11 protein-coding genes and 1 pseudogene are annotated in these 12,760 nt (G+C 58.0%); 4 read left to right on the forward strand and 8 right to left on the reverse strand.

The window, feature by feature from the left end; genetic code table 11:
- Positions 1-33: 33 nt before the first annotated feature.
- The 7 genes from chvE to KHO31_RS31400 form a co-directional block, all read right to left on the reverse strand.
- Complete coding sequence (chvE, locus tag KHO31_RS31370) at positions 34-1,104, reverse strand: multiple monosaccharide ABC transporter substrate-binding protein (protein WP_328822624.1); 1,071 nt, start codon at positions 1,102-1,104, stop codon at positions 34-36.
- Between the two features lie 96 nt (positions 1,105-1,200).
- Positions 1,201-2,289, reverse strand: a complete 1,089-nt coding sequence (locus KHO31_RS31375; protein WP_201082086.1) for a Gfo/Idh/MocA family protein — start codon at positions 2,287-2,289, stop codon at positions 1,201-1,203.
- A gap of 24 nt (positions 2,290-2,313) precedes the next feature.
- Entirely contained in the window at positions 2,314-3,306 is a 993-nt protein-coding gene (gene iolG, locus KHO31_RS31380; protein WP_201082084.1) for an inositol 2-dehydrogenase, read from the reverse strand.
- Positions 3,307-3,346: 40 nt separating this feature from the next.
- Positions 3,347-4,285, reverse strand: a complete 939-nt coding sequence (locus KHO31_RS31385) for a sugar phosphate isomerase/epimerase family protein (protein ID WP_236071571.1) — start codon at positions 4,283-4,285, stop codon at positions 3,347-3,349.
- A gap of 7 nt (positions 4,286-4,292) precedes the next feature.
- The gene (locus KHO31_RS31390; RefSeq protein WP_201082082.1) at positions 4,293-5,213 is read right to left on the reverse strand and encodes an intradiol ring-cleavage dioxygenase; all 921 of its coding nucleotides are present in this window, start codon (positions 5,211-5,213) and stop codon (positions 4,293-4,295) included.
- A 132-nt stretch (positions 5,214-5,345) separates the two neighbouring features.
- Positions 5,346-6,260: a LysR family transcriptional regulator gene (locus tag KHO31_RS31395; protein WP_201082081.1), complete on the reverse strand. Its 915-nt coding sequence runs from the start codon at positions 6,258-6,260 to the stop codon at positions 5,346-5,348.
- Positions 6,261-6,398: 138 nt separating this feature from the next.
- On the reverse strand, positions 6,399-7,613 hold the full coding sequence (locus KHO31_RS31400) for a phytanoyl-CoA dioxygenase family protein (RefSeq protein WP_201082079.1): 1,215 nt from the start codon (positions 7,611-7,613) through the stop codon (positions 6,399-6,401).
- A 94-nt stretch (positions 7,614-7,707) separates the two neighbouring features.
- Here KHO31_RS31400 and KHO31_RS31405 point away from each other — a divergent pair, with 94 nt between their 5' ends.
- The gene (locus KHO31_RS31405; RefSeq protein ID WP_201082073.1) at positions 7,708-8,751 is read left to right on the forward strand and encodes a LacI family DNA-binding transcriptional regulator; all 1,044 of its coding nucleotides are present in this window, start codon (positions 7,708-7,710) and stop codon (positions 8,749-8,751) included.
- 152 nt (positions 8,752-8,903) lie between these two features.
- Here the strand turns inward: KHO31_RS31405 and KHO31_RS31410 are convergent, their stop codons facing one another.
- Complete coding sequence (locus tag KHO31_RS31410) at positions 8,904-10,088, reverse strand: porin (RefSeq protein WP_201082071.1); 1,185 nt, start codon at positions 10,086-10,088, stop codon at positions 8,904-8,906.
- Between the two features lie 507 nt (positions 10,089-10,595).
- On the opposite strand from KHO31_RS31410, the gene KHO31_RS31415 reads away from it, so the two are divergent.
- The 3 genes and pseudogenes from KHO31_RS31415 to KHO31_RS31425 all read left to right on the forward strand — a co-directional run.
- Positions 10,596-10,916: a hypothetical protein gene (locus KHO31_RS31415; RefSeq protein ID WP_201082069.1), complete on the forward strand. Its 321-nt coding sequence runs from the start codon at positions 10,596-10,598 to the stop codon at positions 10,914-10,916.
- Positions 10,917-11,116: 200 nt separating this feature from the next.
- On the forward strand, positions 11,117-11,281 hold the full coding sequence (locus KHO31_RS39545; protein WP_236071573.1) for an IS110 family transposase: 165 nt from the start codon (positions 11,117-11,119) through the stop codon (positions 11,279-11,281).
- A 585-nt stretch (positions 11,282-11,866) separates the two neighbouring features.
- A pseudogene (locus tag KHO31_RS31425) lies at positions 11,867-12,623 on the forward strand (ISNCY family transposase); the annotation flags it as partial.
- Positions 12,624-12,760 lie beyond the last annotated feature (137 nt).

Below are 12,760 nucleotides of genomic sequence, written 5' to 3' on the forward strand. Positions count from 1 at the left end.
GTGGGTGCCCCGCCACGCGGACGTTCAGCTGCATTACTTGATTTGGGCCTGCGTGTAGTAACCGCTGGTCACCAACTCCGACTGGTAATTAGCCTTGTCGACGAGGATCGGCTTCACGAGGTAGGTCGGAACAATCTTCGTTCCATTGTTGTAGCTCTTCGTGTCGTTGACGGGCACCTGCTTGCCGCTCAGCGCGTTGTCAACCATTTCGGCAGTCACACTGGCAAGCTTGCGAGTGTCCTTGAACACGGTCGAGGTCTGGTCGCCCCGCACAATGTTCTTGACGTTCTGGATGTCCGCGTCCTGTCCCGTGACAACGGGCATGGTTTGTTGCGCCGAACCGTATCCAACGCTCTTAAGAGAGGAGATAACCCCAACTGCAATTGCGTCGTTGGGGGTCCAGACCGCATCCAGGTGGTCCTTGCCGTAGAAAGCGCTCAGCAGGTTATCCATTCGAGATTGCGCCGTCGCGCCATCCCAGTTGCGCGTGGCCACTTTGTCGAAGGCCACCTGTTTGCTCCTAACCACGAACTTGCCGCTGTCGATGTACGGTTTGAGAACCGACATGCCGCCCGCGTAGACCATGTGGGCATTGTTATCGTCCGAGGAACCACCGAACACTTCGATGTTGAACGGAGTCTTGCTGCCGGCCTTCTGCCACGCGCTGACGATACTCTGTCCTTGAAGAACGCCGACGCCGTAGTTGTCGAACGTTGCGTAGTAGTCGACATCCTTGGTGTTGCTAATCAGGCGGTCGTAGGAGATGACCTTGATGCCTTTCTTCTGAGCGAGCGCCAGCGCGTCGGAAAAGGTCTTGCCGTCGATCGGTGCGATGACCAGTGCTTTGACACCCTTCGCAAGCATGTTCTCGACCTGATTCACCTGCGTCGGAACGTCGTAATTCGCGTACTGCAGGTCGGCCGAGTAGCCTTTCGCCTTTAGCGCCTCGACCATGCTTTTACCGTCGGTGATCCACCGGGATTCGGTCTTGTCAGGCAGCGAAATGCCAACAACACCCTTATCCTGGGCGAAAGCAGCGCCAGACATTGCCGAGAAAGCTGCCGAAGCGGCCAGAATGACCGCGACACTCTTCAGAATCTTCATGATTTCGTCTCCTATTTAGGAATGCGTATTTGTGATTCCGGTTTTCCATTTGCGGAATCCTTGGCTGACGACCTTGGGCGTCAGCCACTCGAGCGCTTAGCCGATAGCGACCTCTGCACCGGCCTCTTTTGAAGAGGCGAACATAGCCTCGATGACACGACTTATGTTGTACGCCTGCGTGGCGGGCACGACCGACTGCGTGCCGTTGCGCAATGCGTCAAAGAACGCGTTCGACTCGCGGTCGAAGTAAACCGGATTCCCGATTTCAGCAATATCAGGCGAATACTCCGTCTTTTTCGTCGCCCAGATTTCCGGGAAGCTGGTCTCTTGCCACTCAGTCCAACCCTCCGGATGGTCGCCTTTGCCGGCGTCATAAATCTTGTAGCTTGAGGGGAGCGAGCGGGAAGACATGATGCCTTCCGTTCCATAGGCGGTGATGTCCCAGCTCTCGGTCCACGGCAGGACGTCCCACGACATGAAGTCGACGGTGACAATCTTGTCTTCGTAATTCAGCACTGCGCCTGCCGCGTCTTCACGCGATTCGTCCCCGTGAAAATTCGGGAATTTCGTGATTCGGGCGTTCACAGAGCGCGGCAAGCCGAAATGCAGAAGAATGCGGTCGATGAGGTGGCAACCGATAACGAACACGGCACCGCCAATATCGCCAGGCTGAGTCATGTGCGGAGTGCCCGCCTCGTCGTGTGAACAGCCTCCGTGAGCCCGCACCTGGACGACTTTTCCGAGACGACCGCTCTTGAGGGCGGCTTGCATCGCGTCCACCGAGGGAGCAAAGCGCCAGCAATAGCCGACTTGCACGAGCCCACCCGTACGCTCCGCCGCATCGACGATGCGCTTGGCATCGACCGAACTGCGGCCAGCAGGTTTCTCGCACAACACTGCCTTGCCAGCCTCGAGCGCCTCAATGGTCAGGTCGGCCATCTTCTCGCTCTTGGAGTGGACGAGCACGACATGCACATTCTCGTCCGCCAGGATGTCCTCCTTCGAACGGGCCTCAAGACCGAGAGCGTCGACGAACGGCGTAAGCAGCGGGCTTGTATCCCACGCACCGAGCATCTTTGCGTCGGTGCGACGCTGGATTGCCTTGACGCGCCCGGACGTATGGGGGTGAGTGATGCCAAGACAAGCTACGCCGAGCGTTTCGTCGGGACCAATCTTTCGTGTCATGACTTATCTCCTCCAGATTTCCACTTACACCTTGACCGCTTTGCCCGACAAAGCAGACTCACGCGCGCAGTCCGCGAGACGCAGCGCTTTCAGTCCATCCTGTACAGAAGTCGGCAAAGGCGAGTTCGCGTTCAGTGCGTCGACGAAAGCTTCGAGTTCGGCCTTGTATGCAGCTTCATAGCGCTCGAGGAAGAAGTTGAGCAGCGGCTCGCGGACGTCGGTCGCTTCCTTGGACCAGCGTCGAATCGTCGAAGGACGGAGGTTTTCTTGCAAGAGCATTCCCTTCGACCCCGACACTTCCATGCGCTGGTCGTAGCCGTACACGGCTTCACGACAGCAGTTGATGTGGCATTGCTTGCCCGACGCGGTGCGCAATTGCACCATCACCGTATCGAAGTCGGTGAGCTTCTCAAGCGACTCGTCAACGAGACGGCTGGCCATGGCCATGACCTCGACCGGCTCTTCGCCGAGCAGCCAGCGAGCCATGTCCAGATCGTGGATAACCATGTCGCGGAAGATGCCGCCCGAGTGTTCGACATAGTCACGAGGCGGCATGCCCGGGTCCCGGCTCGAAATGATGACCTGGCGCACTTCGCCGACGTCACCTGCGTCGATCGCTTTGCGGAAGGCTTGCGACGTCGGGTCGAAACGTCGATTGAAGGCGAGCATGACGCGACCACCCAGTCGCTCGACTTCGTTAGCAGCGGCTAATGACTTCTCCATGTCGAGGTCGATGGGCTTCTCGCACAGCACAGCCTTGCCGCGCTTGACGGCTTCGAGCATGAACGTGATGTGCGTATCAGTCGGCGTACCGATGACCACGGCGTCGATGTCGTTGCGCTCGAGGACGCCTGCGGGGTCCGTCGAGGCCTCGCAGCCCAGACGGCTAGCCAGCGACGTCGCTGCACTTTCAACCGGGTCTGCCACCGCGACGAGTTTTGCGTTCGGGCTCGCGGCGACGTTGCCAGCGTGAATGCGACCAATGCGGCCAGCACCGAGTACGGCGATTCGAATCATGTGAGTCTCCAGAAATATTTGTCGGTTAAGGTCAAGCGCTTCAGGCGGCGGTCGCGCTTTTTGCCGAGAACTGCGCGATGGTGGTGTCGTAAGCGCGCTTTGCCATCTCGTCCAGCGGAAATTTCCGGTGCACCTCCGAGATGAGTTCCACGCCGTAGTACGGGAGCGTGCAGCCTGCTTGTTCCAGCGCTTCGACAAAGGTGGGGCAATCGCCTGCGCCTTCGCCACAAAGCTGGCGGTTATAGGTCGAATCATCAAACAACGAGCCTTTGACCTGCGCGCCGACGTCGTCCATCTCTACGCCCTTGATGAAACGCGCGGGAATTTGCGCGACTTCGCTATAGGGGCTGCCACCGCGCGCCACATGCCAGTGATCAACCATCAGACCACCATTGGGTTGGTTGGCGCCTTCGGCAACCCTCAGCGCTTCTGCGATGTTTCGGATAGGAGAGAAAGGCATGAACTCGATTGCCACCGTCGCGTCAACCGCCGCCACATCCTGGCAAAGCTTCGCGAATTCGTCGGTCATGCGAGGGAAGTCGGCCGGATTCTTGTCGAAGGGGCTCGCGCCGATTTTGAGGTTGCGCATGCCCAGTTCGCCGCCCAGTTCGATGAAACGGCGACGGCAATCGTCCGACTTGACACGCGCCTCTCCGTCGAAGTACCAGTCCATGAGGATCTCGAGCTCGAAGTACTTCATGCCCGTGTCGTCCAGAATCTGCTTGACGCCGGACACCCCGTACTTCTCGATGCTGTACTCGAGGTCATCGAGAATGAGGCCGACGCCACTCCAGCCGGCGCGTGAAGCCGCTTCGCAGCGGTCGCGCAACGGGAACGGGCTGATTTCGTTCGGTGCACACGGATAAACGTCGCCAGCGAGTGTCCAGTACGCAGCCAGCAGCTCTTTCTTCGCATTCATATGTAGTACTCCTGTGTCTATCAATGTCGTCGGTTTTTGAGGCGGCACGCTCCCGCGCACCAAACGATTAAGAGATTGCCCGCGCGGGCTTCGTGGACGTCGCGAGGGTGAAGTCCCACGACACAGACCAGAACGGTGATGAGAACCCGACGCGCTTAGCCGCTTCCGGGTCGTCAATCTTGTTGAATTCGGCGATGAGTTCACGCTTGACGCCGAACACCGCATCCTCGGGGAGATATGGACAGTCGGGCGTGAAAATGTGCGTGATGACCGGGTCAAAGCCTGGCGCCGTCACGATGAAGTGCAGATGAGCAGCACGGTTGGGGTGTCGGCCTATTGCCGCGAGGAGCTTGCCGACCGGGCCGTCCGAAGGAATCGGATAGTGACGCGGCTTAACAGACTTGAACCAGTAGCGGCCTTCGGCATCCGACGTAAAAACACCGCGAAGATTTGAGTCAGGCTGAATGCCTTTCTGTTGCACGTCATAGAAGCCGTCGTCGTTGGTCTGCCACACCTCAAGCTTCGCATCAGGAATCGGGTTTCCCTGAATATCGGCTACCCGCCCTTCGACGACCATGGGCTCGCCCTTTCCATCCAGGCAAATGTTCGCGCCGTTCGGATAGTCGGGTGCATTGGCGATGTAGAACGGCCCCAGAATGGTGTTCGGCGTAGCACCGCTTGGACGGCGATGATTGATTGCATCAACGAGCATCGAGACGCCGAGAATGTCCGACAGCAGGATGTACTCTTGCCGCCAGTCCGTGCACATTTGACCCGTCTCGGTCAGAAAGCGGATGGCGGTGAACCACTCTTCATGCGTCGGCTCAATTTCCTTAACCGCGGCATGAAGGTGCTTGACCAGAACCGACATCACCTCGCGCAGTCGAGCGTCGCCGTCTTCGCTCATACGAGCATTGACGACTTCGGCCGAGTGCGCTTCATCGAAGTACGGGGACGTGGACTGAACTGTAGGGGTTGCGCTTTGCATTGAGTGTCTCCATCAATCTTTTCTGCAGCTTTGAGACGAGTCTATATTCGCCGCGGTTGGCAAAACAGAGCTGGAAAGGGAAAGTCTTTCGCGCTGAGTGGGAAGAAACCTCAAATGCAGTGAGCACGGCGCTCACGTGGTCCAATGCCGTTCGTATTCGTTCTGGTGAAACCGCTCCACAAGCGCATCAATGAACAGGCGTACCTTCACGGGGAGATGGGAGCGGGTCTGAAACGCGATGTTCATGGTCAGCCGGGGAAGGTCCCAGTCGTCGAGCACCGGGACAAGGCGGCCTGCCTTGAGGTCGTCGTAGATTATGTATTTCGGCTGCACCAGAATACCCATGCTGTCTAGCGCGGCAATACGCAATATCTGGCCGTCATTCGATTCCACCAAGGGCTTCACTCTGACAACGACGTTCTCACCGCCACGGGTAAACGATAGCTCGCGTGGATTGTCGGCAAGTTGATAGTTCAGCAGCCTGTGCTTCGCAAGCTCCGCCGGGAAGCGAGGGCGCCCGTGCGCCTCGATGTAACAGGGCGATGCGGCCAATATGCGGCGCGTTGAGGCCAGTCTTCTAATCGTGATGTTGCTGTCTGGCTCGAGGACTTTCGTACGAATCGCGACGTCGATGCCGTTCTCGATAATGTCGCAGTAGCGGTTGGCCGCTACCACGTCAACTGTGATGTCGGGATAACACGCCGTGAAATCAGGAAGCATCGGCGCAATGTGCAGCATGCAGAATGATAACGAGGCAGTGACGCGCAGGACCCCGCTTGGACGCACAACCGCCTCTTTGACGACGGATTCTGCTTCGCCAAGGTCAGCGAGGATAGATTTGCAGCGCCGATGATATTCGGCGCCAGCCTCAGTCAGATAAAGGTTGCGCGTCGTTCTGCGCACCAGTTGAACCCCGAGCCTCCCTTCCAGCGAAATCAAATACCTGCTCGCCGCCGAGATGGAAAGATCGACAGCTTCCGCCGCCCGGCTGATGCTGCCCGTCTCGGCCACCTCGACAAACAGCTGTAATTCCTTGAACTGGTCCATGCCCTTGCACCATTACGCCTTGTCTCCGCCCGCATCTGAGCCGAATGCGGGAGCACGCGCGACTTCCCTGAGTCATTTGGTGTGTCGCGTCGACGTCATAATAGTGCCGGTGATCCATCTTTTTAGAATGAAAACACATCAATAATCTATCAATCTGCTTGCCTCGCCAGGGCCATGGCGCCAGGCATGCTCTGCGAGGGCTCGCGCAAACTCCGCAGGCCTCCAGTCCTCCCGAAGCGCCCGCAGCATCATCTGGCTCTGGCTCTCCGGCGCGAGTCCCTTGGCTGGCGGGTCTCTGTCCAGGTTTGTCGGGAACGAATAGCCTTCAGCGCACGAAGCAATCACCGATAGCACCTCAAGCTCGGTGATGTCGCCGCCCTTCAACCTGTCTCTAAGGACCGGATAGAGGGTCTCGGACATGCGCGTTCGATTCACCACCTCCATCGCCCGACCATAAGCTGACGAGATTTGGAGGAGGTTTGCCATGCGCTGCACGTGGCTTGTCCGGTTCGTGCCAGCGGCGTGAAAGAGCGCCGGATTGAAGAACATGGCGTCGCCCTTGATAAGCGGCACCTGGACGAAGTTGTTCTCGAAATATTCCCGGAAATCGGCTCTGCGCCACGCCACGTAGCCTTGAGCGTAGCGTTGCGAGTAAGGCAGGAGCTTGGTTGGGCCGCTCTCAACCGGCATATCGCTGTGCGCGACGGCCCCTTGCAGCGTGAGGAAAGGCGACATCGCATGCACGTGCGCAGGAAAGGACGCTGCCACCTCGGTTGACTGGAAGCCCAGATGGTAGTCACGATGAACTTGCTGTGCCTCCCCGCCGGGTCTGACGACATTGACCTGGGATGTGACCTGAAAACAAGGGCCGAGCCATGCCTCGGCGGCCGCCGGCAGCCACTGGTTCGAAAAATACGTGGTGAAGACCTCAGGCGCTGTCACGCAGAGTTTTTCCTGTGCGTTCCAGATGCGGTCGTTCGCGCCTGCTCTCGCGAAATGGTCAGCCTTCGCGCCCGATTTCTTCTCGGCTTCAATAATCGATTCGAAGACCGTGGTTGCCTCATCCACACATCCCGTGTCGGAAAACGCGCGGTCGAGCACGAAGACGCCCGCGCCGTGCTGCAGGACACCGGCCCATTCCGACAGCAATTGAGGCCGCGCCACACTGGATGAGACCACCGCTTCCAGATCGCGGCATTCGTATACAGGAATCTCCCGGACCAATCGGGCCGCGTAGCGTAGCGGCCGCTCCTTACCCGCGTTGAGCACGGTCACGAAATCACGCACGCTGCAGTCGCTTCCGCGATACCAGTTAGTTCGTCCAGCGAGATAGTCGTCGCGTTGGTGGTCCATGCGTGCCTCCTATTTTCGATGTAGGATAGCTTGCAACGCCAAATTTGAAGCCTCAAAAACACATCAAAAAACTATCAAACAAAGGAGGGTCCGATTGGCTCACCGCTTCTTGATCAAGGAAATCGCCCTTCAGGCCGGACTCGGCGTGGCGACTGTTGATAGGGCCTTGAACGGGCGCGCAAACGTCCGGGAGCACACTCGCAATCGCGTTGAGCAAGCCATCAAAGAACTTGAGAAGCAGGAGCTGAACCTGGCCAACACTGGGCGGAAGCTCATGGTCGACGTTGTAGTGGAGGCGCCGGCGCGGTTCAGTGACGAAATAAAAAATGCGCTTGAAGCGGAACTCGCATTACTGCACCCGGCGGTTGTCCGTCCGCGCTTTTTGCTGCAGGAGACCATGACGACGGCCGAAGTCGTGGAGGCGCTTCGTTCTATCTGCAGAAGAGGAAGCCACGGCGTTTTCCTGAAAGCCCGCGACGTTCCTGAAATTGCCGAGGCAATCGGCGAGCTACAGCGCCACGGCATTCCCGTCGTCACACTCTTCACCGACATACCTCTATCAGGCCGGATCGCCTACGCCGGGCTCGACAATCGCGTCGCTGGCGCCACTGCCGCCTACCTGCTCGGCCTATTGCTGGGACCGCAGCCGGCTAATGTGTTGATAACAATGAGCGATGAGAATTTCCGGGGTGAAGAAGAACGCGAGATAAGTTTTCGTCGAGCATTGCGCAAGGGCCACCCCCAACTCAAGCTGATTGATGCAAGCGGCGGACATGGCATTGATTTGCCAACTGAAGAACGGGTCCGAAGCGTTCTCAGCGACGATACGCGCATCGCTGCCGTGTACTCCATGGGCGGCGGTAACGTCGCGATTCTTCGCGCGCTGGCAGCGCAGCAGCAAGCGCCGGTCTGCTTCATCGGTCACGACCTGGACAAGGATAATGTGCGGCTTCTACGCGCGGGCAGGATTCAAGCCATCTTGCATCATGACCTCCGACAAGACATGCGCTCCGCCTGTCATCACGTCATGCACTTTCACAAGCTCTTGCCAGCATCATCTGTAGCGTCCTCTTCTTCGGTTGTGGTCGTGACGCCAGAAAATATTCCGGACCACATCGCCAGTCGCTTCCGCAATTGATTCGACCGCTCACTACCGCGCTTCTGTCCTCGCAAGCCCCACCTGGTTGCTTACCCGCGCGAACCACCGGCGTCCGCTCCGAAACCATCCACGCGCAGATGGGGTTCTTGAGAGGTCCGGGAGAAAGTTGTCACTCGGACCTCCCGGCCACATCAGAACTGTGTCGCCACTCCTGCAATAACGCCAAACTGGCTTTTGCCATAGTTCGGGTTGGTGCTCGACGCGCTCCCGTTGATGGGGTCGTTGTTGATGTTCGCGCCATACAGACCGCTGTCGAGGCCGATGTTAGACGACGAACTATTTCTAACGTACGCCAGTTCCGTGTACAGGAGAGTTCGCTTGGACAGCGAATAGTTCGCACCCAATGTGTAGAGTGTTGCGTTCCCGTTCCCATTGTTTGCGTTTGCGTGATAGACGGCGCCGGTGATAGCAAGCGCAGGCGTCGTCTGCCAGATCGCGCCAATCCACTCATGATCGACGGCTGTCGGGAGGCTCGTTCCTGCCGGTAACGCTGACGGGGTCGCCGTGCCGAAATAGCCCGCATTCGACGCATCCGGAGCGCTCAGATGCTGGTAGCCAACGTATCCCGTCACAGGACCGAATGCGTACGTCAAGCCTGTGAGAATCGAGCGAGAAGCAAGGTACACGTTAGTGAATTCGCCGTTTCCGTCACGAACCTCGTCATAGGTCGCCTGCCAGAACAGGCCCTTGTTCGCATAGGAGAGTTTGATGCCGTCTGAGCGGCCTTGCGAGCTTCCGAGTCCAGTAGACGTGCCGAGTTGACCCGGTGCACTTCCAGGATTTCCGGCGTTCCACTTCGTCGAATTCGTCAGGTCGTACTGGCCTTGCAGGGTAAAACCGGCGATGGTCGGCGACAAATACTCCGCGCCGTTCGCTGCTTGCGAGAAGATACGGCCGCGCACCAGTGTGCCAATCGCATACTTCTTTGTTTGCTGTGGGTCGACATCGCCCGAGTATTGACTGATCTCAGCCGAGCCCATGTTGCCCAACTTGATTTGACCCCAGGTGTCGTTATGCAGGCCCACGGTCGCCTGTCCCTCGAAGAAACTTCCGTTCGCGAAACTCCCGTTCATGGTATTGAGCCGGGACTCCAACTGGAAGATTGCATGAGTGCCACCACCGAGATCCTCACTGCCTTTAAGACCAAATCTCGATTGCGCCCAGCCTCCACTTTGCGCACCAAATACATGCCCCTTCGGTTGATTCGTCTCGTATGCGATACCGTTGTCCACGATTCCGTATAACGTAACGCTGCTCTGAGCCATGGCCGTTGCCGTCGCAGACAATGCAAACACGCTGAACAGAAGTTTCTTCATCGCTATCTCCATTAATATAGTTGTACTACGTACCTTCTCTGCTCTCCAGAGTACCCAAACCTTCCCGAGCGTTCGTCTATCTTCCATCGAGCGCGACGCGACTAAATGACGTGGCGTCTCACAGACGCTCGCATGGAAGAAAATGAGAAGAAGAAACAAGTACAAGAGTGAGGCTTATGCGGAAGGCGGTAATTTCCGTGAGGCACGTCTCCTGAACTGCGCTTGTGTATTTTTGCCCGAGTGTATATTCCCCATTGGCTCGAACAAAGAGCAGAAAGGGGAATCTCTTTCGTGAAATTAGGGAAAATGCGCGTTAAAGCAAGTGTGCAAGAGCCTTTCAGCGTTATGCTGGATCACCTCCTCGCGGTTAACCCCTGTATCCCTGTCGACGTCTCATCGATTACGGTTCCGACGTTCCAATGCGAAGAGACGCGTTCGCCTCAGGAACCAACCAAAATGGTCCGTGAGCAGTTTCACGCCGCCTAACGCACCCATACGGAGATACGTATGAAGTTCAAGCAACTGTCTGTTTTTTCTGTTTCAGTAGGTATGGCTTTGAGTATCCTCTCACTTCCGATGTTGCAAGCTCATGCAGCGACAACCGATGCCGGCGCCTCCGATAGTGCAATGTCGAAGCAAGAGATGGAGGCGCAAAAGAAGGCCGACCGCAAGGCGCGCCGCGCGAAGAAAAACGCCGAGCTCAGCACGCTGGAAAAGAACGGGTACAGTCCGGCCGGGAATCAAACGAACTACCCGCAGAATCTCGAGAACGCCCAACAGAAAGCGGCCGGTCAAAAGCCAACCAACGCACCTGCTGTCGCGCCTTGACGCCTTACGCGTACTGGATCGCACGCGTGGCCAAGCTGGTGGTGGCTCGAGTCACGCGGGCGATCGAACAAAGAGCGCGGACGGAGACGGAAATTGTCGAGAGGGCTCTGCTAATCATGTACCCGGCCTCGCGCCGTTCCGGTAGGACGGCTGGCGGAGAGTCAGGGGTGCGAGACCGACGTGACGCACAGGAAGCGGGCATGAAAAAGTTTGGCGGAATCGACCTGCACTCGAGCAACAGTGTGGTCGTTGTCATCGATGAGGTGGACCACATCGTCTATCAGCGGCGACTGCCTAATGACGCGTTGCAGATCCGCGCCGCACTGGCGCCGCGTCGCAAAGAACTGGAAGGTGTGGTCATCTAGGCGACGTACAACTGGTACTAGTTGGTCGATGCACTGCTTGCGGATGGATACCATGTTCATCTCACCAACCCGGCAGCGATCAGGCAGTACGAGGGGCTGAGATACAGTGGTGATTTCACCGATGCGGCCGATCTCGAATAATTACTGCGTCTGGGGCGGCTCCCCGAAGGCTACATCTATGCCCAGCGGCAACTGCCTGTTCCCGCGAGAGTGGTCTTCGCCCCAATGGTCGAAGCATCGATGCCACCTTCTCAACGCGGCTGCTCCTCTCGTTCCCATCCGCCATCGGCGCTCCTCATAGACATTCGTCAAACGCATTGGCAGAATTAAAGGACACGGCGGACGCGCTAGAAAAAATAACGGACATCCTGCCGCTCACCCGTTGCCGAAACGCAACGGGTGACAGAACTGCCACCTGGCCTCTCAGCCTTATCTGGTGGCGCCGCGGCCCTTCTTGCGCAAGCAAACGCGATGAACATGGCTAGCAGAAGTGATGGACACCAACAGCTTTTAGCCAAGTTCAAATGTCGGCTTTCGTGGTGCGTACGTTGACCAGCGACCGGTACCCCGGCGCTGGAGGCATTGATCGTTGCGACCAAACGGATAACGCATGACGATGCGCGAACTCAACAGGTTCAAGGTCATTCAGGATGTTGCCGACGACAGGCTCAAGCCGTGGCGGGCGGCGGAACGGCTCAGGTTGACCACGCGACAGATCCGTCGCCGCGTTGCGCGACTGCGCGAACACGGTGCGGGTGGTCTGGTATCGCGCCGGTGCTCGAAGCCCAGCAACAACCGTCTGGATTCTGTGAAGGCCGATCGGGCGCTGACGATCATCCGTGAACGCTATGCCGACTTCGGACCGACACTCGCGTGCGAGAAGCTGTACGAATGTCACGGCATCTGGCTCGCCAAGGAGACGGTCAAGCGGCTGATGACGGATGGGGCCTCTGGGTGGCCGCGTCGGCAGCGACCGCGACCGCCGAAGATTTACCAGCTGCGGGCACGGCGTGCGTGTCTGGGCGAACTGGTGCAGATTGATGGCGGCGATCATCTGTGGTTCGAGGAACGGGCGCCGGCCTGCACATTGCTGGTGTACGTCGACGATGCGACCAGCCGGCTGATGCATCTGCACTTCACGGCGAGCGAATCGACCTTCAGTTATTTCGAGGCGACGCGTGCGTACGTCGAAAGCCACGGCAAGGCGGTGGCGTTCTACAGCGATAAGGCGAGCGCGTTTCGCAGTGACAAAGCCCATGAAACCGGCAGCAACGTGACGCCTTTCGGCCGGGCGATGTACGAGCTGCACATCGACACGTTCTCTGCGAACAGCAGCTCAGCCACTGCGCCCGCTGTTTGGAAGGTAGTCCCTTCAGCACGATGATGTAATGGTAAATACGCCGTTTTTCGGTCGCGCCCGTAATTTTCACCACAGCCAAATCGGAAAATCGTTCACCGCGCGTACGAGGCCATATGAGA

It is taken from the genome of Paraburkholderia domus (genome assembly GCF_905220705.1).
Classification (GTDB): domain Bacteria; phylum Pseudomonadota; class Gammaproteobacteria; order Burkholderiales; family Burkholderiaceae; genus Paraburkholderia; species Paraburkholderia domus.

Bases quoted from the DNA above. Each gene is read 5' to 3' on its own strand.
- chvE (WP_328822624.1), bottom strand. From the start codon at position 1,104: ATGAAGATTCTGAAGAGTGTCGCGGTCATTCTGGCCGCTTCGGCAGCT.
- KHO31_RS31375 (WP_201082086.1), bottom strand. From the start codon at position 2,289: ATGACACGAAAGATTGGTCCCGACGAAACGCTCGGCGTAGCTTGTCTT.
- iolG (WP_201082084.1), bottom strand. From the start codon at position 3,306: ATGATTCGAATCGCCGTACTCGGTGCTGGCCGCATTGGTCGCATTCAC.
- KHO31_RS31390 (WP_201082082.1), bottom strand. From the start codon at position 5,213: ATGCAAAGCGCAACCCCTACAGTTCAGTCCACGTCCCCGTACTTCGAT.
- KHO31_RS31395 (WP_201082081.1), bottom strand. From the start codon at position 6,260: ATGGACCAGTTCAAGGAATTACAGCTGTTTGTCGAGGTGGCCGAGACG.
- KHO31_RS31400 (WP_201082079.1), bottom strand. From the start codon at position 7,613: ATGGACCACCAACGCGACGACTATCTCGCTGGACGAACTAACTGGTAT.
- KHO31_RS31410 (WP_201082071.1), bottom strand. From the start codon at position 10,088: ATGAAGAAACTTCTGTTCAGCGTGTTTGCATTGTCTGCGACGGCAACG.
- KHO31_RS31415 (WP_201082069.1), top strand. From the start codon at position 10,596: ATGAAGTTCAAGCAACTGTCTGTTTTTTCTGTTTCAGTAGGTATGGCT.
- KHO31_RS39545 (WP_236071573.1), top strand. From the start codon at position 11,117: ATGAAAAAGTTTGGCGGAATCGACCTGCACTCGAGCAACAGTGTGGTC.